Here is a 20,998-nt window from a genome sequence, read left to right on the forward strand (position 1 = left end):
CGGCCTGCCCCCTTCCGGACCAGGCCATGACCGACACGTCCCCGACCCCGAGCGCGCCCCGAGAGGGCGCGCTTTCCGTTCCGCCCTCCGCCGCGGCGGATCTGCCCTTCGATACGCTCTTCGACCGCGGCCCGCCTCAGGCGCTGATCGAGGCGGCGCAGGCCCGCGTCGCGACCGCCATCGCCGAAGCGCGGGCCGAGGGCGCCACCAGCCTGCGCCCGGCCGTGGTCCAGGTCCTGTCCGAGCTGCGCAAGGCCGGCCGCGCCCGCATCGCCGCGGACTTCCGCAACCATCCGCGCACCGCCGTCGTCACCGTGCGCGCCTATGCGCTGCTGACCGACGCGATCGTCGAGACCGCCTTCCACGCCGCCACCACCCATCTGCACCCGCTGCCGAACCCGACCGGCGGGCAGAAGCTGGCCGTGGTCGCGGTCGGCGGCTACGGGCGCGGCGAGATGGCGCCCGAAAGCGATGTCGACCTTCTGTTCCTCAGCCCCTGGAAGATCACCGGCTGGGCCGAGAGCGTCATCGAATCGATGCTCTACATGCTGTGGGACCTGAAGCTGAAGGTCGGCCACGCCAGCCGCACCGTCGACGAATGCCTGCGGCTGGGGGCCGAGGATGTCACCATCCGCACCGCCCTGCTGGAGAACCGCTTCCTGACCGGCGAGGCCGCGCTGGCCGAAGAGCTGCACATCCGCCTGCGGACCGAGCTGTTCCGCCGCACCGGCCCGCAGTTCATCGAGGCGAAGCTGGCCGAGCGCGCCCAGCGCCACACGCGGCAGGGCGGACAGCGCTACGTGCTGGAACCCAACGTCAAGGAGGGCAAGGGCGGCCTGCGCGATCTGCAGACGCTTTACTGGATCGCCAAGTACCTGCACGGCGTCGACGAGATCGGCGAGCTGGTCGAGATCGGGCTCTTCACCCGCGACGAATACCGCCAGTTCGACTATGCGGAAGACTTCCTCTGGGCGGTGCGCTGCCACCTGCACCTGCTGGCCGGCCGGGCGATGGACCAGCTGACCTTCGACATGCAGATCGAGGTCGCGCAGGCGATGGGCTTCGAGGACCGGGCCGGGCGGCGCGGGGTCGAGCTGTTCATGCAGCACTACTTCCGCTACGCCACCAAGGTCGGCGAGATCACCCGGATCTTCCTGACCGGGCTCGAGGCGCGCCATGTCAAGAAGATGCCGAAGCTGGAAGGGCTGTTCAAACGCCGCCGAAAGGTGAAACCCGGCTACCGCATCGACCTGAACCGGCTGAACATCGAGAACCCGAAGGCCTTCCTCGCCGACCGGCTGAACATCCTGCGCATCTTCGACGAGGCGCTGCGCACCGGCTTCCTGATCCACCCGGACGCGATGCGGCTGATCGCCTCGAACCTGAACCTGATCGACGAGACGGTGCGCGACAACCCGGAAGCGGCGGCGATCTTCCTGCATCTGATGCTGGGCCACGGAAACCCGGAACGGGCGCTGCGCCGGATGAACGAGCTGGGCGTTCTGGGGGCCTACATCCCCGAGTTCGAGCCCATCGTCGCGATGATGCAGTTCAACGTCTACCACCACTACACGGTCGACGAGCACATCATCCAGTGCATCTCGACGCTCGACCGGATCGAACGCGGCGAGCTGGTCGAAGAGCTGCCGCTGTGCTCGGCGATCCTGAAGGCCGGGGTGAACCGGCGCGTGCTCTACGTGGCGCTGCTCTTGCACGACATCGGCAAGGGCCGGCCCGAGGACCATTCGGTGATCGGCGCGCAGATCGCCCGGCGGGTCGCGCCGCGACTGGGGCTGGACCCGGAAGAGGTCGAGACCGTCGAATGGCTGGTGCGCTATCACCTGTTCATGTCCGACGTCGCCCAGAAGCGCGACCTGAGCGAGCCGCGGACGCTGCGCGATTTCGTCAAGGCGGTGAAGACCAAGAAGCGGCTCGACCTGCTGACGGTGCTGACGGTCTGCGACATCCGCGGCGTCGGCCCGAACACCTGGAACAACTGGAAGGCGCAGCTGATGCGGCGCCTGTACCGGCTGTCGGCCGAACTGCTGGAGAGCGGCGTCGAAGAGGTCGTGCGCGACCGCAGCGAGGACGAGGCCAAGGCGCAGCTGCGCAGCGCGCTGGCCTTCTGGCCGGCGGCGAAGCTCGACGCCGAGATCGCGCGCCACTACCCGCCCTACTGGCAGGCGCTGGGGACCGAGGGGCATCTGGTCTTCGCGCGGCTGCTGGACGGGCTGAAGGACGACGAGATCCGCATCGACCTGATGCCGGACCCCGAGCGCGACGCGACGCGGATCTCTTTCGTGATGGTCGACCACCCCGGCATCTTCTCACGCCTCGCGGGGGCGCTGGCGCTGGTGGGGGCGAACGTCGTCGACGCGCGCACCGACACCACCAAGGACGGCTATGCCGCGGCGGTGTTCTGGGTGCAGGACGCGGAAGCCAAGCCCTATGACGCGGACAAGCTGCCGCGGCTGCGCACGATGATCGGCAAGACGCTGAAGGGCGAGGTCCGCGCCCGCGACGCGCTGACCGACCGCGACCGGCTGAAGAAGCGCGAACGGGCGTTCAGCTTCCCGACCAACATCAGCTTCGACAACGAAGGCTCTGAAATCTATACGATCATCGAAGTCGACACCCGGGACCGCCCGGGGCTGCTTTACGACCTGACCCGGACGCTGGCGGCCAACAACATCTACATCGCCTCGGCGGTGATCGCGACCTATGGGGCGCAGGTGGTGGACACGTTCTATGTCAAGGACACCTTCGGGCTGAAGCTGCATGCCACCCACCGGCAGGAGGCGCTGGAGCGGCGCCTGCGCGCGGCCATCGCCGCCGGGGCCGAGAGGGCACAGGCGGGGAGCTGATCCCGGCGCCGGGACGGACGGAAGTGGGGGGGGGGGGGGGGGGGGGGGGGGGGGAGGGGGGGGGAGGGGGGGGGGGGGGGGGGGGCCCCCCCCCCCCCCCCCCCCTCCCCCCCCCTCCCCCCCCCCCCCCCCCCCCCCCCCCCCCTCCCCCCCCCTCCCCCCCCCCCCCCCCCCCCCCCCCCCCCTCCCCCCCCCCCCCCCCCCCCCCCCCCCCCCCCACCCCCCTGCGCTCGGCCGCGCTTGCCGGGGCTAGGCGCGGCGGGACGAGCGGCGTATGAGGCGCGGCGCGCGACGAAGAGGGACAGGCATGTCGACGATACGACCCGTGCGGCTGGTCCGCGGTTTCCTGACCGTCGGCGGCTGGACGCTGGCAAGCCGCGTGGTCGGCTTCGTCCGCGACGTGATGATCGCGGCCTATGTCGGCGCGGGCCCGGTGGCCGAGGCCTATTTCGTCGCCACCTCGCTGCCCAACATGTTCCGCCGCTTCTTCGGCGAGGGCGCCTTCAACACCGCCTTCGTGCCGATGTTCGCCAAGAAGCTGGAGGGCGGCGAGGATGCCCGCGCCTTCGCCGAGACCGCGATGGCCGGCCTTGCGCTTGTGGTCACCGCCGTCACCGCCGTCGCGATGATCGCGATGCCCTGGCTGGTGCTGGCCATGGCCTCGGGCTTCGCGGGTGACGAGCGGCTGGCGCTGGCGACGCTCTATGGCCGGATCTGCTTCCCCTACATCCTGCTGATCTCGCTGACCGCGCTTCTGTCGGGCCTGCTGAACGCGGGCGGGCGCTTCATCGCGGCGGCGGCGGCGCCGGTGATGATGAACCTCGTGCTGATCGTGGCGATGCTGGCCGCCGACCGCTTCGGCTGGGACATGGGGCTGGCGATGAGCTGGTCGACCCCGGTGGCGGGCGTGGTGCAGCTGGTGCTGTGCTGGGTCGCGGCGGCGCGGATGGGCTTCCCGCTGCGGCTGGTGCGGCCACGGCTGACGCCCGACATCCGCCGGCTGCTGGCGATCGCCGGGCCCGCGGTGCTGGCCGGCGGGGTCGTGCAGGTGAACCTGCTGGTCGGGCGGCAGGTCGGCTCGTTCTTCGACGGCGCCATCGCCTGGCTGACCTATGCCGACCGCCTGTATCAGCTGCCGCTGGGCGTGGTGGCCATCGCCATCGGCGTCGTGCTGCTGCCCGACCTGTCGCGGCGGCTGAAGGCGGGCGATGTCGCGGGCAGCCGCCATGCCTACAGCCGCGGCACCGAATTCGCGCTGTTCCTGACCGTGCCCGCGGGCGTCGCGCTGATGGTGATTGCCGATCCGCTGATCTCGGTCCTGTTCCGCCGCGGCGATTTCGACGCGGCCGACGTCGGCCCGACGGCCCTTGCACTGGCGATCTACGGCGCGGGCCTGCCGGCCTTCACCCTGCAGAAGGTGCTGCAGCCGCTGTATTTCGCGCGCGAGGACACCCGCCGCCCCTTCCGCTTCGCGGTCCATGCGATGATCGTCAACGCGGTGATCGCGGTCGGCCTGTCGCCGCTGATCGGCTTTTCCGCCGCGGCGCTGGCGACGACGCTGGCGGGCTGGACCATGGTCGCGCAGCTGGGCTGGCACAGCCGCGACATGGGCGAGGCCGCGCGCTGGGACGACCGGCTGCGCCGCCGCCTGCCCCGGATCCTGCTGGCTTCGGGCGTGATGGGGGCCGCACTCTGGGCGCTGATGGGCTGGCTGGGCGATGCGCTTTATGCGCCGGGCACGCGCTATGCGGCGCTGGCGGCGCTGATCGGCGGCGGGGTGGCGGTCTATGCCGTGGCGTCGCTGGCGCTGGGGGCCTTCCGCCCCTCGGACCTGAAGGCCGGTCTGAAGCGGGGCTGAGCCGCGGCCTGGGCGCGCCTCAGCCGGCCCAGCGGCTGACGAGGAAGGCCGCGGTATCGGCCAGATGGCGGCGGTGCGACATCTGGATGCGGTCGGCCTTTTCCGCGATCCGCGCGAGATCGTCGGACAGCGCCACCGCATGGGCCGGCGCACGGGCCATGGCGCGCGACAGCTCGGCCAACTCGAACTGCGAGCCCAGCATGTAATCGCGCCCGTCGAGCCGCACCGGGTTCAGGAACAGAAGGTTGTCGAAGGAGCTGCCGTCGTGGCGGTGGTTCTTCAGCACCACCTGCAGCTCTTCGCGCGCCTCGATCGCGCGCCGGATCTCGGCCCGCGCCGCGGCATTGGCCGGCACGTCGGCGCGCTGCAGGAACCGGCAGTTCTTGCCCTGCACCTCGGCCAGCGGATAGCCGGTGAGCCGTTCGAACCGTGCATTGGCCAGGATCAGCGGCGCATCCGGCGCGTCGAGATCGGCCAGCGTCAGCGCCACGGCCGAACGCTCGATGATTCCGCGCGCCTTCAGGAACCCGGCGTTCTCGATAGGCATTGATGTGCATTCCTTAGGTTGACGGTGCCGGACCGGTGGTTAGGTTAGCGCCCACGTCGCGGACGAGAAAGGTCGAAATGTCCTCCACCGACAAGCCTGTGCCCGCCGCGGCAGATCTCGCGCCGCCGGTCATCGTGGGCGTGGGCGCATCGGCCGGAGGACTCGAAGCCTTCCAGACCCTGCTCGCGACGCTGCGCCCGAACGACGATTTCGCGCTGATCCTCGTCCAGCATCTGGACCCCGAGCATGACAGCCTGCTGCCCGAGCTTCTGTCGAAGCGCACCCAGCTGCCGGTGCAGGCGATCACCGACGGCATGGTGGTCAAGGCGGCGAACATCTACCTGATCCCGCCCGGCGTCGCGCTGGAGATCGCGGACGGCGTGCTGCGGCTGGTGCCCTTCGACGCGCCGCGCGGCCAGCGCCGGCCGATCGACTTGTTCTTCGAAAGCCTCGCGGCGGATCAGGGCATGAACGCGGCCGCGATCGTTCTGTCGGGCACCGGCAGCGATGGCAGCCAGGGCGTGCGCGCGGTCAAGGAAGCGGGCGGGCTGGTCTTCGCGCAGCTGCCGCAGGACGCCAAGTATGACGGGATGCCGCGCGCCGCGGTCGCGACCGGGGCCGCCGACATGGTGCTGCCCGTGGGCGAGATGATGTCGGTCCTGCGCGATTTCCACAACCGCCAGACCGGCCTTGTTCCCGCGCTGGAAAGCGATGCCGAGTTCATCGGCAAGGTGGTGCGCAACGTGCGTTATCGCACGGGCCATGATTTCTCGGGCTACAAGAACGGCACCCTGCTGCGCCGGATCACGCTGCGCATGTCGGTGCTGGGGCTGAACGCCCCGGCGGACTACCTGCGCGAGCTGGTGCAGAACCGCGACGAGGCGTCGCGGCTGTTCCGCGACCTGTTGATCAACGTCACCAGCTTCTTCCGCGATCTCGACAGTTTCGAGACGCTGCGCGACGTGGCGATCCGCCCGCTGCTCGAGGGCAAGGGCCCCGACGACGAGATCCGGATCTGGGTCCCCGGCTGCTCTTCGGGACAGGAGGCCTATACGCTGGCCATCCTCTTCGCCGAGGAGATGGCGCGGTCGGACGCGAAGCCGCAGATCTCGATCTTCGGGACCGACATCGACGACGAGGCCATCGCTCAGGCCCGCCGCGGCCATTTCGCCAATGCCATCGCCGGCGAGGTGCCGCAGCCCTGGCTCGACCGCTATTTCACCGCGACCCGGCAGGGCTATGACCTGAAGGCCGAGATCCGCGACATGGTGCGCTTTTCGGTCCAGAGCCTGATCAAGGACCCGCCATTCTCCAAGCTCGACCTCGTCACCTGCCGCAACCTGCTGATCTATTTCGACAGCGACCTGCAGGACCTGTCGATGCGGGTGTTCCAGTATGCGCTGGTGCCGGGCGGGTTCCTGATGCTGGGGTCCAGCGAGGCCGCGCCGATCGACGGCGAGGGCTTCAGCCCGATCTCGTCCGAGCACCGCATCTACCGCCGCACCGCCGCCCCGGCCCGGCCGCTCGACCTGCCGCGCAGCTTCCGCCCGGCGCGCGACAGCCGGCGCCGCAAGGACGATGCCGAGACGAGCCTGCCGATGCCCCTGCCCGTCGCGCAGGCGCTGCTGACGCGCCACGCGCCGCCCTACATGGTGCTGCGCGAGGACGACATCGAGCTGGTCGGCCCCGGTGCCGAGCGGTTCATGCGTGTGCAGACCGGCAAGCCCAGCCTTGGCGCCCGCGCGCTGATCCTGCCCGAGCTGGAACCGGCGCTGAAGCGGCTGCTGACCGGGCTGTCGCTGTCGGGCGCGCCCTACCGCAAGATCGAGGTCGAGTTGCCCGCGCATGGCGGCACCGGCGAACGGCTCGAGATCGGCGCAGAGGTGCTGCCCACCGGCGAGCGGGTCATCACCTTCGTGACGCTGGCCGATGCGCGCGCCCCCCGCCCCGCCGCGGACGGGTCCGATGGCGAGGCGCGGATCTCGGTCGACGAGACCTATGTGAGCCAGCTCGAGGACGAGCTGGAGAATGCCCGCCACACGATCCGCACCACGGTCGAAGAGCTCGAGACATCGAACGAGGAGCTGAAAAGCTCCAACGAAGAGATGATGTCGATGAACGAAGAGCTTCAGTCGGCGAACGAGGAACTGTCGACCACCAACGACGAGCTGCAGAGCAAGCTGAAGGAGCTGGCCGAGCTGAACGCCGATCTGGCGAACTTCATGGAAAGCACGCAGATCGCGACGGTCTTCCTTGATCGCGACATGCGGCTGCGCAACTTCACGCCCGAGGCCACGACCTATTTCCGCTTCGCCGAGCAGGATCGCGGCCGCGACATCCGCGACATCGGCGCCAAGCTGGACATCGGCCGCGTGACCGAGGTCTGCCAAGGCGTGATGACCCGCGGCACGCCGGCCGAGTTCGAGCTGACCTCGACCGACGGCGCCGACCTGTCGGTGCGCGTGGCCCCCTACCGCTCGGAAGGGCGCGGCCAGGGCGGCGTCGTGTTCTCGATCTTCGACGTCAGCAAGGTTTCGCGCTATGCCCGCGAGGCGGCGACAGCGCTGGACGAGGCGCGCGAGAGCGGCGCCGAGGTCGAGGGACTCTATCGCACCTCGCCCGCCGCGATGGGTCTGGTGGACGAGAACCTGCGCTTCCTGCGCGCCAACCCGCAGCTGGGCGCGATCACCGGGCTGAAGGCCGACAGCCACCTGGGCCAGCCCTTCGGCGAGATCGCCCCGACGCTGGCCGAGCTGGTGCCGATCCTGCGCCAGGTGCTGGACCGGGGCGAGGCGAAGCTGGGCACCGTCATCCACGGCCCGCTGGCCGAGGACGGCAGCCGCCGCAGCTGGCAGGTCGATGTCTATCCGGTGCGCCAGTCGGGCCACGAGGTGGTGGGCTTCAACATCACCGATGTCACCCAGCTGCTGGAGCTGGAGGCCGACCTGCGGCGGATCATGCGCGAACTTCAGCACCGCGTGAAGAACATGCTGTCGAACGTCATCGCGCTGGTGAAGCGCGCGGGCCGCGAAAAGGGCGATCCGAAGCAGATCTTCGACACGCTGACCGCGCGGATCCTTGCGCTGGCCAATACCCACCGCCTGCTGACGGCCGAGAACTGGAGCTCGACCGCGCTGCAGGACCTGATCGATCTCGAACTGATCCGCGTCTACGGGCGCGACCGGGTCGAGCTGCGCGGCCCCGCGATCCGGCTGAACGCCCGCGCCACGCTGGCGATCGGGATGGTGCTGCACGAGCTGTCGACGAATGCCGCGAAATACGGCGCGCTCTCGCGTCCCGAGGGGAATGTCTCGGTCCGGTGGAGCAAGATCGACGACGGCGACGGCGAAGTCTTTGTGCTGCGCTGGACCGAGCGCGGCGGGCCCGAAGTGCGGGAACCCGAGCGTCGCGGCTTCGGCTCGCAGCTTGTCGAGTCGATGATCACCGGATCACTCGGCGGAAATTTGCGCATGGGCTGGGAACCGGATGGGTTGACCGCGGTTATCGAGGTCGCATGGGACGTGGCAACGGAAGTGGACTATGACAGCGAAGCGGATCCTCTCGGACATGCGGATCCTGTACCTGGAAGATGAGGCGATCATCGCGCTGGAGACGACAGAGATCCTGCGCGACATCGGCTTCGAGGATGTGCGTGTCGCCTATTCGCTCGACGGGGTCGAGAAGGCGCTTCAGGGCGATCTGCCCGACGTTGCGCTTCTCGACATCAACCTCGGGCATGGCCGGACCTCGTTCGAGCTGGGCCGCAGCCTCGTGGGCAGCGGCGTGACGGTCGTCTATGCGACGGGCTATTCGGCCAGTTCACTGCCCGGCGACCTCAATGCGATGGTGATCGAGAAACCGCTGTCGGCGGCGATGCTCGAGGACGCGCTGCGCACCGCGCTGGGGGCCGAGGACGAGCGCCGCGTGACCGGGGCCGCGCACTGAGCGCGGGCGGCATGGGCCTGCACGCTGCGGCGGCGGCGGTCGGGGGACCGGTTTCAGGGGAAAGACGGCAGACATGAAAAAGCTGCGGCGCCAGACGCGCGGCACGGCGGTCCTGCTTTCGGCGGGCGCCATCATCCTGATATTCTTGGCAACTGCCTCGACCTGGATCAGCTTCCGGGCCGAGGACACGTTCGACCGCATCCTGCGCGACCGCGAGATCCGCCAGGTGGCCGGCGACCTGCTGTCCTCGCTGCAGGACATCGAGACCGGGCAACGCGGCTTCCTGCTGACTGACGACGCGACCTTCCTGCAGCCCTACAATTCGGGCATGTCGCGGATGCCGGGCCTGCGCGGGCAGCTGAACAGCCTGCTCGACACCCACAGCCCGATCGCGGACCGGGCCGATACGATCGACAGCCTGATCGACCGGCGTCTGGGGATCATCAATGCGACGCTGGAGCTGGCACAGGCCGGCGATCTGGCGGGCGCGCGCGCCCGCGTCATGACCGGCGACGGCAAGGAGATCATGGACCAGTTGCGCGGGCAGCTTGGCGACGTGATCGGCCGCGCCGACCAGCGCATCGACACCGCCGTCGCGACGCAGAAGACGCTGTCGAGCTGGATGAAGATCTTCTCGATCATCGGTGCCGTCGCGCTGCTGTTCGTGGTCGGAATGGCCTTCAACGTGATGATGCGCCAGCTGCGCGCCCTGCGCGGCGCCGAGATCGAGCTGCAGCGCCTGAACGCCGGGCTGGAAGAGCGGGTGGCGCAGCGGACAGAGGACCTGATGCGCGCCAACCAGGAGGTGCAGCGCTTCGCCTATATCGTGACCCACGACCTGCGCGCGCCGCTGGTCAACATCATGGGGTTCACCAGCGAACTCGAAGCCTCGCTGAAGTCGCTGCAGGCCTACGTCCTCGCCGATGGCGAGCGGATTTCGCCCAACGACATCCAGGATGCACGGCTGGCGGCCGCCGAGGACCTGCCCGAGGCGATCGGCTTCATCCGCGCCTCGACCCGGAAGATGGACGGGCTGATCAACGCGATCCTCAAGATCTCGCGCGACGGCCGGCGCGAGCTGCGCCCCGAGACGGTGCCGCTGCGGCCGCTGATCGAGACCGCCGCCGACAGCGTCGCCCACCAGGTGATGGAGACCGGCGGCGAGGTGACGATCGACGTGACCGCGCTCGACCCGGTGACCGACCGGCTGTCGATCGAGCAGGCGCTGGGCAATCTCGTGGACAACGCGGTGAAATACTCCGCGCCGGGCCGGCCGCTGAAACTGGCGATCCGCGCCCGCCCCGAGGGCCGGCTGATGGTGCGGATCGAGGTGCAGGACAATGGCCGCGGCATCGAGAAGGGCGACCATGAACGGGTGTTCGAGCTGTTCCGCCGCTCGGGGCAGCAGGACAAGCCCGGCGAGGGAATTGGCCTTGCGCATGTTCGCAGCCTCATGCGAAACCTCGGCGGCGAGATCACGGTGACGTCGGAACCGGGACGGGGATCGACCTTCGTCCTTCACGTTCCCGCCGACCTCCGGAAAGTCATGGAGAAGGTCAAGGCATGAAGGCGCTGGGTCGCGAAGTCACCATCATCATGGTCGAGGATGACGAAGGTCATGCCCGCCTGATCGAGAAGAACATCCGCCGCGCGGGCGTCAACAACGAGATCGTGCCCTTCGCCAACGGCACGGCGGCACTGGACTACATCCTTGGCCCCGACCGCAGCGGCGAGGCCACGAGCGGGCGCTACCTTCTGATTCTGCTGGACCTGAACCTGCCGGACATGACCGGGATCGACATCCTCGAGAAGGTCAAGACGAACGAGCACACCAAGCACCTGCCGGTGGTGATCCTGACGACGACCGACGACGAGGTCGAGATCAAGCGCTGCTACGACCTGGGGGCCAACGTCTACATCACCAAGCCGGTTGAATACGAGAGCTTCGCGAATGCGATCCGCCAGCTCGGCCTGTTCTTCTCGGTCATGCAGGTCCCCTGACGCAAGTGTCGGCGATGGCCCGCGTCCTTTACGTCGACGATGATCCGATCCTCGCCCGGCTGGTCGAGAAGCGGCTGTCGCGCGAGGGTTTCGAACTTTACCACGTCTCGGATGCCGAGGCGGCCGAGGCGGCGCTGGCCACCGGCGGCGTGGGCGTCGTGGTGCTGGACCACTACCTCGTGCGCGGCACCGGGCTCGACATCCTGCGCCGTCTGCGCGAGGCGGGGTCCGAGATCCCGGCGATCTATGTCACCGGCTCGAGCGAGGCCACGGTCGCGATCGACGCGCTGAAGGCCGGGGCGGATGACTATGTCATCAAATCCGCGGCCGACGACTTCGTCGCGCTGCTGCAGCGCGCCATCACCCTTGCCATCGAGAAGGCCGAGCTGCGCGAGGCCCGCGCCCGCGCCGACGCCGAAACCCGCGCCGCGCGCGAACGGGCCGAGATGCTGCTGGCCGAGGTGCATCACCGCGTCGCCAACTCGCTGTCGATGGTCACCTCGCTTCTGCGCCTGCAGGCCTCTGCCAGCGGCTCGGACGAGGTGCGCACCGCGCTGGCTGAGGCACAGACGCGGATCGCCGCCGTCGCCGGCGTGCACCGCGGGCTCTATCTCGGCGAGGACGTGCAGACGATCCTGCTGGATGCCTATCTCGATTCGCTGCTGCGTGACTTCGCCCGCACCCTGCCCGGCAACGTCCGGATGCGGATCGAGGCCGAGCCGGTGCGGATCAGCGCCGACCGCGCGGTGAACCTTGGCATCCTCGTTTCGGAACTTGCGACGAACGCGGCCAAATACGCTTGGCCGGACGGGCGCGAGGGGCAGCTGACCATCGGAATTCGCGAATGCGCGGCCGGCGAGGCGCTGCTGTCGGTCAGCGACGATGGCGTCGGCTCGAAACCCGGCGAGGTGCAGGGCACGGGCCTTGGCCGCAAGCTGGTTGTTGCAATGGCGGAACGCCTTGAAGGTAAAGTCGAAATCTCGTCGGACGGAAAGGGGACGAGCGTAGCCCTGCGCTTCCCGATCTGATAGGGCAACCCGCGACACGCGATTGCCCGACGAAAGGTTCCCGTCATGCGCGACGGCATTCTCTATGTGGCCGCAGGGCCCGACTACCTCGATCTGGCCGAGCGTTCGGCCCGCAGCTTCCGGGCCCTGACCCCCGACGTCGCGATCGACATCTTCACCGACGGCACGCCCGAGGCGGGGCTTTTCGACCGGGTCTCGGCGATTCCGCCGGGCGGCCCCACCGCCAAGCTCGCGTCCCTGCCCCACAGCCGGTTCGAGCGCACGCTCTATCTGGACTGCGACACGCTGGCGCTGGCGCCGCTGGGCGACCTGTTCCAGGTGCTCGACCGTTTCGACCTGGCCGTCGCCCATGACATGCGCCGCACCTCGGCGCTGATCCGCGAGGCGCATCTGGAAAGCCCGCCCTACGCCTTCCCGCAGATGAACTGCGGGGTGCTTCTCTACCGCCGCTCGCCGGCGGTCGCGGATTTTCTGATCTCGTGGCAGCAGCGCTACCTTGCCGCGGGCCGCAATCGGGACCAGATCACCTTCCGGGACCAGCTCTGGGCCTCTGACATCCGCTTCTACGTGCTGCCGCCCGAGTTCAACCTGCGCCGGGTCACCCTGCTCGACGCGTGGGAGCCGCTCGACGCGCGCCCGACCATCCTGCATTCGCACCGGCTCGTGCAGCACCTGCGCGGCTCGTCCGAGCGGATCGCCGACCTGGCCACGCTTCTGCCCGAGGAGCGTCTGGCCCTGGCCGAAGAATGGGCGGCGTTTCCGCAGACCGCGGATGCGCCGGCCGAGACGCGCTTTCACCTGGCCGAGGCCTTGGCCGGGGACGATGCCGGGATCGGCGCCGCCGGCGTGGCGCCACGGGTGAAGAAAGATTGAACCAGTCACACCGGTGACGCGTAACGGTTGTAGCCTGAGCCCGGGTCGAAGTGGTAAGGTCCATGCCCTGCCTGCCAAAGAGATCCAGCAATAACATCACCGCAGCAACGCGGGCCCTATCGAGGAAGACCCATGAATTCTCCTGCCCCGACCCTGTCCCGGCGCCCGACCTCGCACGAGCTCGATGCGGCGCTCGCGGTCTTGCGCAGCTATTCGCATCAGGCGAGTTTTGAGGACCTGTCGAAGATCTCGGCCGAGCTGCCGGCGGTCCTGACTGCGCCGCGCGCCAATTACCCGGATTTCAGCCGCGACTACCCCGAGGGCTTCCGCGCCGACGAAACCTATCGCGGCACCCTGCCCGACCTGCAGAACGGACCCGCCAGCCTGATCCGCGGCGCAGCCCGCCAGATCCAGCACGTCGGCATCTCGAACTTCCGCCTGCCGATCCGCTTCCACACCCGCGACGCCGGCGACCTGACGCTGGAGACCGCGGTGACCGGCACCGTCAGCCTGGATGCGGACAAGAAGGGCATCAACATGAGCCGCATCATGCGGTCCTTCTATTCGCATGCCGAGCGGACCTTCAGCTTCGAGACGATCCAGGCCGCGCTCGACGACTACAAGACCGACCTCGACAGCTTCGACGCACGCATCCAGATGCGCTTCTCGTTCCCGATGCGGGTCGGCTCGCTGCGCTCGGGTCTGTCGGGCTTCCAGTATTACAACTTCGCGCTCGAGATCATCGAGATCGGCGGGGTGCAGAAGAAGATCATGCATCTCGATTACGTCTACTCCTCGACCTGCCCCTGCTCGCTCGAGCTGTCGGAACATGCCCGCCAGATGCGCAACCAGCTGGCGACGCCGCATTCCCAGCGCTCCGTCGCGCGGATCTCGGTCGAGCTGTCGGGCGAAGGCGGCATCCTGTGGTTCGAGGACCTGATCGAACTGGCCCGCGCCGCGGTCCCGACCGAGACGCAGGTGATGGTCAAGCGCGAGGACGAACAGGCCTTCGCAGAACTGAACGCGGCGAACCCGATCTTCGTCGAGGACGCGGTGCGCCTGTTCGCGGGCCAGCTGCTGGCCGATCCGCGCATCGCCGACTTCCGGGTGATCGCCAGCCACCAGGAAAGCCTGCACAGCCACGACGCGGTCAGCATCCTGACCGAGGGCCCGACCTTCGCGGCCGAAAGCATCGACCCGCGGCTGTTCGCCAGCCTGTTGCATACGGGCTGACGTTTCGTATTGTGTCGTGAAGGCCGCAGGTTGCGGCCCGGCGCGCCCGACGGGGCGCGTTCACGGCGATGCCTCTGTGCCGGTGTGACGGTTGCGTGTAGTGTCGGGGCACGCGACCGTGGTGTCGCATCAACCTAGACGCACAAAGGAGCGGGCGGCCATGAAAGCGCTGCTGTCATCCCTCTTGCTGCTGGCGGCCACCGCGGCGCCGGTCCTTGCGGACCCGGTCCTGTCGGTGATCAGCCCCGGCGCTGAGACGGTCGAGCTGGACTGGAAGGCGATCGAGGCGCTGCCCCAGACAGAGGTCAAGACGACCAACGATTATGTCGAGGGCATCCACAGCTTCTCGGGCCCCCTGCTGCGCGACGTGTTCGGCGACGCCAAGCTCGCCCCGGCCGACCAGATCCGCCTGACCGCGCTGAACGACTATGCGGTGACGATCCCGGCCGCGGATGCGATCAGCTACTCCGTGATCCTCGCGACGAAGATCGACGGCGCCAAGATGTCGGTGCGCGACAAGGGCCCGATCTGGGTGATCTACCCGATGAGCGAGCATGAAGAACTGCGCGCCCCGGGCTACAACGACCGGCTGATCTGGCAGCTGTCCAAGGTGGAGCTTGTTCCGGCGAAATGATCCTCCGCGTGACCGCGGTCCGCTGGCTGGGCGTCGCCATCGTCCTGCTGGCGCTGATCCTTAACGGGATCGGCCTCTACCGCATCCAGTCCAGTCTCGACCAGCTCTCGGACAGCCGCCGCGGCGGCGCCCTTTGGGCCGCGATGCAGCTCGAGCTCGAGTTTCTGCGGCTGGAACGCAGCCTCGCCGGTTTCGTCGCCGGTGCGGACCAGGTCACGGCGGACGACATCCGCCTGCGCTTCGACATCCTGTGGAGCCGCAACTCGATCGCGGCGAACGGCACCGACGGGCGGAACACGGTCTCGACCGCCGGCGCGCAGGCGACGCTGGACGAGCTGGCCTCGGCGCTGCACCAGGAGGAGGACCGCGTCGGCGCGCTGAAGGACGGCGACGTCGACAGCGCGCGGCAGATCCTGACCGGCCTCGCCCCATACGGCGGGCGCATCCACGATTACCTGCTGGCCGCGAAGAACGAGCAGTCGGACCTCGACGCGCTCAGCCGCGACCAGCTGCTGCTGATCTCGCGGATCATGGTGTTCCTCAGCTTCGCGGTCGGGGTCGCCTCGCTGATCGTGGTGGCGATGTTCTTCATCGACAGCCGCCGCCACCAGCAATTCTCGGCGCAGAACGCGGCGCTGCTGGAAGCCTCGCGCGCCGCCTACAAGGCCAAGTCGCAGTTCCTGTCGACCGTCAGCCACGAGCTGCGCACGCCGCTGACCTCGATCAAGGGCTCGCTCGGCATCCTCAAGAGCGGGGTTCTGGGCGAGGTCGCACCACGGGCGCTGAAGCTGGTCAACACCGCCTATGACAACACCGAGCGGCTGGTGATGCTGATCAACGACATCCTCGATCTCGAGAAGTCCGAGACCGGCGTGCTGTCCTACCGCTTCGCGGCGATGGACGCGGGCCAGCTGGTCGGGCGCTCGATCGAGGCCTGCCGCAGCTACAAGCCCGAACGCAAGATCCGGCTCGAGGCCGATGTCGAGACCAAGGACCTGATGATCCGCGGCGACGACGGGCGGATGATGCAGGTGATGTCGAACCTGATCTCGAACGCCATCAAGTTCTCGCATCCCGAAGGCACGGTGCGCATCACCGCGCGCCGGGTCGACGGCGCGGTCGAGCTTGCGGTCCAGGACAGCGGCGTCGGCATCTCCGAAGCCTTCGTGCCGCAGGTCTTCGAGAAGTTCACCCAGGAAGACGGGTCCGACACCCGCTCGCAGGGCGGCACCGGGCTGGGCCTGAGCATCACCAAGCGCATCGTCGAGGATCACGGCGGGAAGATCTCGCTGACCAGCCAGCTGGGCGAAGGCACCACCTTCTTCGTGCGCCTGCCGGTGCTGGAAGCCGCCAGCAACGCCGCCTGACCGGGCGCTAGCGCAGGCCCATCTGGGCCAGCGCCTCGAGCAGGTCGCGCGGCAGAGGCTCTTCGCGTTCGCGCCCCGGCACGAGATCGGCGGGGGCATCGCCTGCGGCCAGGTAGCGCCAGCCCTGGAACGGGCGGCGCGGCATCGGCTCGGTGCGCACCACCTCGCGGTCGAGGATGATGGCGCAGCGGGTGATCCCGTCCTGCCCCTCGCGCTCTTCCAGGCCCAGCACGCGCTGGCGCGCCAGCACCAGCCCCTTGAACACCCAGTAGAGCGAGCCGCCGGCCAGGATCTCGTCGGCGCGCTTCGGCCACATCCGGGTGACATGCATCGCCGGCCCGTCGCCATAGCGGCTGGCCTGCCAGGCGATCAGGTCCTCGACCGCCTCGGCGCCGACGCAGAGTTTCAGCATGTTCACATGTGCCAACGGTCAGCCCACCCCTGCGCGCCCCGGCCCCGTGGCCCGAGCGCTTGCCCAAGGCCGCGCAATCTAGCCCGTCGGCGGCGGGGCGCAAGGCGGCAGGATCAGCAGAGCCGGCATTCCATCGCCAGAAGCTGCGCCTCGCGCCGGCTCAGCAGCGGCAGGACCGAGGGCATGTCTTCGGTCTGCAGTTCGGGAAAGACCGCGCAGATCTCGGCCCAGGCGGCGGGCGCCATGCCCGAGCGCAGCCGTGGCCCCGGCAGCAGGCTTTCGGCCGGCAGGCCGTTGGCGATCACCACCGCGTGCCCGTCGCACATGAAGTGGCAATAGGTGACCTCGTCGCAGCCGCGGTCGACCCAGATCCGGTCCCCGGCCAGCGCGCCCACCGGAGCCAGCATCCGCTCCTGCCCATAGAGCAGCTCGACCTCGGGCCAGTCGACCAGCACCCGGTGCTGCGGCGACAGGCGCAGTTCGCGCGCCGGCATGTCGCGCCCGAAGGCATGGGCGGGGATCACCACCGGATGCAGCTCCTGCGCCAGCGGCGCCGCGAAGGCGTCGAAGACCACCCTGCGCCGCCCGGTCCAGGTCACCTCGCGGGCGCGGCCTTCGATGTCGGTCACCAGATCGCCGGGCACCAGATCCTCGACCCGCCGCTCGCCCCGGGGCGTCAGGATCATCGTCCCGGCCGCGAAGCAGGGCACGAAGTTCGTCAACGTCGTCGCCGTGTTCACGTTCACGCTGAAGCTGACCGAGACGCCGGACAGCAGCGGCGCGCCCGTGGGCAGCATCAGGTAGACCTGCGATCCGATCGTGAACACCGTCACCGGATGCGGATCGATCTTCACCCCGAGGGCGGTGACCATCGAGACGGTGCCGGCTCCGTAATACTGGATGGTGCCGCTGGTCGCGCCGAAGACGCCGCTCGACTGGCCGCTGTCGCCGCTGTCGAGGCTGCCGTCGTCATCGGTGATCGTGCCGCTGATCGGCCCGCTTATGTTGTTGAGCACGTTGGTGTTCGCCAGCCCGCCGAGATTCAGCGAGGCCAGAGTGCCGCTGTAGGCGTATACCGTGACGCCGGCCGTTCCCATTGCCGTTCCCTCCGCCCGTTGACCGGGTCCCCTGCGCGTCCGCCTTCGGATTGTGGTCCGCGGCGGCGCGATCTCCTGCTCCGGGTGTCATTCTCCGGTGGAATCCGGCAATTATAGGGCGAGTTAAATTCTCGTTACTCGCTCTGGTTCTGCGCTGCGGCATCGCGTGGAACGGCGTTGGCCCCGAAGATCGGTCACGCAGGAGGTTGCCGGTCGCCGCCACAAAGGGTAGTCTTGGATGCTCTGCCGCCCCCTAGATTGGGGGTCTTCCCCCTGAATCAGCCTGCCACCCGACGAGGACCGCATGACCCGTTTCCCTGCCGCGATCTCCGAACAGATCTGGGACATGAAGTATCGCCTGAAGGAGGCTGACGGCACCGCGATCGACGGCACGGTCGAGGACACCTGGCGCCGAATCGCCCGCGCCCTCGCCTCGGTCGAGAAGGATGCAGCGGGCTGGGAAGAACGCTTCTACGGCGCGCTCGAGGATTTCAAATACCTGCCCGCCGGCCGCATCGTCGCCGGCGCCGGCACCGGGCGCACCGTCACGCTGTTCAACTGCTTCGTCATGGGCACGGTCCCCGACAGCATGTCCGGCATCTTCGACATGCTGAAGGAAGCCGCGCTGACCATGCAGCAGGGCGGCGGTATCGGCTATGACTTCTCGACCATCCGCCCGCGCGGGGCCGAGGTGAAGGGCGTCGCCGCCGATGCCTCGGGCCCGCTGTCCTTCATGGACGTCTGGGACGCGATGTGCCGCACGATCATGTCCGCCGGCTCGCGCCGCGGCGCGATGATGGCGACGATGCGCTGCGACCATCCCGACATCGAAAGCTTCATCGCCGCCAAGCAGGATTCGGCCCGGCTGCGGATGTTCAACCTTTCGGTCCTCGTCACCGACCCGTTCATGGAAGCGGTCAAGGCCGACCGGTCCTGGGACCTGAAGTTCGACGGCAAGGTCTATCGCACCGTCGAGGCGCGCGACCTGTGGAACCGCATCATGCAGGCGACCTACGATTACGCCGAGCCGGGCGTGATCTTCATCGACCGCATCAACAAGATGAACAACCTCAACTACGTCGAGCAGATCGCGGCGACCAACCCCTGTGGCGAGCAGCCGCTGCCGCCCTATGGCGCCTGCCTGCTCGGCTCGGTCAATCTCGCGCGTCTGGTGACGAACCCGTTCACCGCCGAGGCCGAGATCTCGGACGACAAGCTGGACGAGCTGGTCGCGCTGGCCGTGCGGATGATGGACAACGTCGTCGACGCCTCGCGCTTCCCGCTGCCGCAGCAGGCCGAGGAAGCCGCGAACAAGCGCCGCATCGGGCTTGGCGTCACCGGTCTTGCCGATGCGCTGCTGATGATGGGCCTGCGCTACGGCTCGGAAGAGGCGGCGCTGAAGACCGAGGACTGGATGAAGCGCATCGCCCGCGCCTCGTACCTCGCCTCGGTCGAGCTGGCGAAGGAGAAGGGTGCCTTCCCGCTGTTCGATGCCGAGAAATACCTCGCCTCGGGCAACATGATGCAGATGGACGATGACGTGCGCGAGGCGATCCGCACCCACGGCATCCGCAACGCGCTGCTGACCTCGATTGCGCCCACGGGGACCATCTCGCTTTACGCGGGCAACGTCTCGTCGGGGATCGAGCCGGTCTTCGCCTATGCCTACACCCGCAAGGTCCTGCAGAAGGACGGCTCGCGGACCGAGGAAGAGGTCGTCGACTACGCCGTGCAGATGTGGCGCGACCTGAAGGGCGACGCCCCCCTGCCCGACTATTTCGTCAACGCCCAGACCCTGCCGCCGCTCGACCACGTGCGGATGCAGTCGGCCGCGCAGAAATGGATCGACTCGTCGATCTCGAAGACGATCAACTGCCCCGAGGACATCAGCTTCGAAAGCTTCAAGGAGGTCTACATGGCCGCCTGGGACCAGGGCTGCAAGGGCTGCACCACCTACCGTCCGAACGACGTGACCGGCTCGGTCCTGTCGGTGTCCTCGACCGAGGAGAAGGCGCCCGAAGTCGACAAGGGGGCCGAGGTCGTCTACCTGACCGAGCCGCTCGACCGTCCCGCGGCGCTGGAAGGCTCGACCTACAAGGTCAAGTGGCCCGACAGCGAGCATGCGATCTACATCACCATCAACGACATCGTGCATGGCGGCCACCGCCGGCCGTTCGAGGTGTTCATCAACTCGAAGAACATGGAGCACTATGCCTGGACTGTCGCGCTGACGCGGATGATCTCGGCCGTGTTCCGCCGCGGCGGTGATGTCAGCTTCGTGGTGGAAGAGCTGAAGGCGGTCTTCGATCCGCGCGGTGGCGCCTGGATGCAGGGGCGCTACGTGCCCTCGATGCTGGCGGCGATCGGCGGCGTGATCGAGCGTCATATGGTGGCGACCGGCTTCCTGGGCGGCGAGGGCCAGGGGCTGAAAGAGGATCCGAAGGCGGTCGAGATGGCGGCCTATGGCATCGGCGGCGGCTCTGCCGGGTCGTCGGCCGGGGCGCCGACCGATGCGCTGCAACTGTCGGGCGCGGGCGAGGCGGTCTCGGGCGCGCCGAAGGGCAAGTCCTGCCCGTCCTGCGGCCAATACGCGATGCGCATGGTCGAAGGCTGCATGACCTGCGCCGACTGCGGCTTCTCGAAATGCGGCTGACCGGCTGAGCCGGCCCGCAAGGTGTGGCGTGCCACACGACATGACCTAACCGTCTCACAAGGTCATTTTGGCTGAGAGGATCGAGAAGCGGCCTTGGGGAGTACTCAAGGCCGCTTTGCGTGGCTTTGGACGATGGCTAATTGATGTCGCGATACTCTGCGGTGTGGCTCGAGATCAGCATGAGGTCTGAAGAACGTGCATTCGCAGTGCTTTCCGCAAATGGTTTAGGTGTGTTCCTAGGGTGCGGGGCTGCTGGTGAGATCCAGCTGGGGAACATCTGTATCAGCATTCACGGTAGCGGAGACCTTTGCACGGCAAAGCGGCGGGATGAGGTGTGATAAGTGTACTCGAGCTTGAGAAGCCCACTTGGAGTGCTGCTTTGCGACTGGTCTGCCCCCTGAAAAGTGGTCCTCCCTGAAGTAGGCTTTCAAGCCAGATGGAGGACGGAATATGGGACAGAAGAAGCACAAGCCGGAAGAGATTGTC

Annotated in this window: 15 protein-coding genes; 12 read left to right on the forward strand and 3 right to left on the reverse strand. The window is 68.2% G+C overall.

Features of this window, described 5'->3' with window-relative positions:
• The first annotated feature begins 26 nt into the window (after positions 1–26).
• Both V8J36_RS20075 and murJ read left to right on the forward strand, forming a co-directional pair.
• The gene (locus V8J36_RS20075) at positions 27–2,864 is read left to right on the forward strand and encodes a [protein-PII] uridylyltransferase (protein WP_336469105.1); all 2,838 of its coding nucleotides are present in this window, start codon (positions 27–29) and stop codon (positions 2,862–2,864) included.
• Between the two features lie 316 nt (positions 2,865–3,180).
• On the forward strand, positions 3,181–4,722 hold the full coding sequence (gene murJ, locus V8J36_RS20080; RefSeq protein ID WP_336469120.1) for a murein biosynthesis integral membrane protein MurJ: 1,542 nt from the start codon (positions 3,181–3,183) through the stop codon (positions 4,720–4,722).
• A 19-nt stretch (positions 4,723–4,741) separates the two neighbouring features.
• Here murJ and V8J36_RS20085 read toward each other — a convergent pair whose 3' ends face one another.
• Complete coding sequence (locus tag V8J36_RS20085; RefSeq protein WP_336469106.1) at positions 4,742–5,269, reverse strand: PAS domain-containing protein; 528 nt, start codon at positions 5,267–5,269, stop codon at positions 4,742–4,744.
• Between the two features lie 77 nt (positions 5,270–5,346).
• On the opposite strand from V8J36_RS20085, the gene V8J36_RS20090 reads away from it, so the two are divergent.
• From V8J36_RS20090 to V8J36_RS20130, 9 genes are all read left to right on the forward strand, one after another.
• Positions 5,347–8,862 (forward strand): chemotaxis protein CheB, encoded by a 3,516-nt coding sequence (locus tag V8J36_RS20090; protein WP_336469107.1) that lies wholly within the window; start codon positions 5,347–5,349, stop codon positions 8,860–8,862.
• Positions 8,837–9,214 (forward strand): response regulator, encoded by a 378-nt coding sequence (locus tag V8J36_RS20095; RefSeq protein WP_336469108.1) that lies wholly within the window; start codon positions 8,837–8,839, stop codon positions 9,212–9,214. The genes V8J36_RS20090 and V8J36_RS20095 overlap by 26 nt, the downstream gene beginning before the upstream one ends.
• A 73-nt stretch (positions 9,215–9,287) precedes the next feature.
• Positions 9,288–10,781 carry a sensor histidine kinase gene (locus V8J36_RS20100; protein WP_336469109.1) on the forward strand — a complete coding sequence of 498 codons (1,494 nt, stop codon included), beginning with the start codon at positions 9,288–9,290 and terminating at the stop codon, positions 10,779–10,781.
• Positions 10,778–11,215, forward strand: coding sequence for a response regulator (locus tag V8J36_RS20105; protein WP_336469110.1), 438 nt, complete (start codon positions 10,778–10,780; stop codon positions 11,213–11,215). The genes V8J36_RS20100 and V8J36_RS20105 overlap by 4 nt, the downstream gene beginning before the upstream one ends.
• Before the next feature lie 14 nt (positions 11,216–11,229).
• On the forward strand, positions 11,230–12,243 hold the full coding sequence (locus V8J36_RS20110) for a sensor histidine kinase (protein ID WP_336469111.1): 1,014 nt from the start codon (positions 11,230–11,232) through the stop codon (positions 12,241–12,243).
• A gap of 45 nt (positions 12,244–12,288) precedes the next feature.
• The gene (locus V8J36_RS20115; RefSeq protein ID WP_336469112.1) at positions 12,289–13,116 is read left to right on the forward strand and encodes a hypothetical protein; all 828 of its coding nucleotides are present in this window, start codon (positions 12,289–12,291) and stop codon (positions 13,114–13,116) included.
• Positions 13,117–13,248: 132 nt separating this feature from the next.
• Positions 13,249–14,349, forward strand: a complete 1,101-nt coding sequence (folE2, locus tag V8J36_RS20120) for a GTP cyclohydrolase FolE2 (protein WP_336469113.1) — start codon at positions 13,249–13,251, stop codon at positions 14,347–14,349.
• A 160-nt stretch (positions 14,350–14,509) separates the two neighbouring features.
• Positions 14,510–14,983, forward strand: a complete 474-nt coding sequence (locus V8J36_RS20125) for a molybdopterin-dependent oxidoreductase (RefSeq protein WP_336469114.1) — start codon at positions 14,510–14,512, stop codon at positions 14,981–14,983.
• Positions 14,984–14,991: 8 nt separating this feature from the next.
• Positions 14,992–16,350, forward strand: coding sequence for a sensor histidine kinase (locus tag V8J36_RS20130; protein WP_336469115.1), 1,359 nt, complete (start codon positions 14,992–14,994; stop codon positions 16,348–16,350).
• Positions 16,351–16,357: 7 nt separating this feature from the next.
• Here the strand turns inward: V8J36_RS20130 and V8J36_RS20135 are convergent, their stop codons facing one another.
• Both V8J36_RS20135 and V8J36_RS20140 read right to left on the reverse strand, forming a co-directional pair.
• Entirely contained in the window at positions 16,358–16,762 is a 405-nt protein-coding gene (locus V8J36_RS20135) for a DUF1489 family protein (protein ID WP_336469121.1), read from the reverse strand.
• A 113-nt stretch (positions 16,763–16,875) separates the two neighbouring features.
• Entirely contained in the window at positions 16,876–17,859 is a 984-nt protein-coding gene (locus V8J36_RS20140) for a Hint domain-containing protein (protein ID WP_336469116.1), read from the reverse strand.
• Between the two features lie 304 nt (positions 17,860–18,163).
• Between V8J36_RS20140 and V8J36_RS20145 the strand changes: the two genes are divergently transcribed.
• On the forward strand, positions 18,164–20,512 hold the full coding sequence (locus V8J36_RS20145; protein ID WP_336469117.1) for an adenosylcobalamin-dependent ribonucleoside-diphosphate reductase: 2,349 nt from the start codon (positions 18,164–18,166) through the stop codon (positions 20,510–20,512).
• The last annotated feature ends 486 nt before the right edge of the window (positions 20,513–20,998 follow it).

The sequence above is a fragment of the Frigidibacter sp. MR17.14 genome (assembly GCF_037095735.1).
In the GTDB taxonomy this organism is placed as follows: Bacteria; Pseudomonadota; Alphaproteobacteria; order Rhodobacterales; family Rhodobacteraceae; genus Frigidibacter.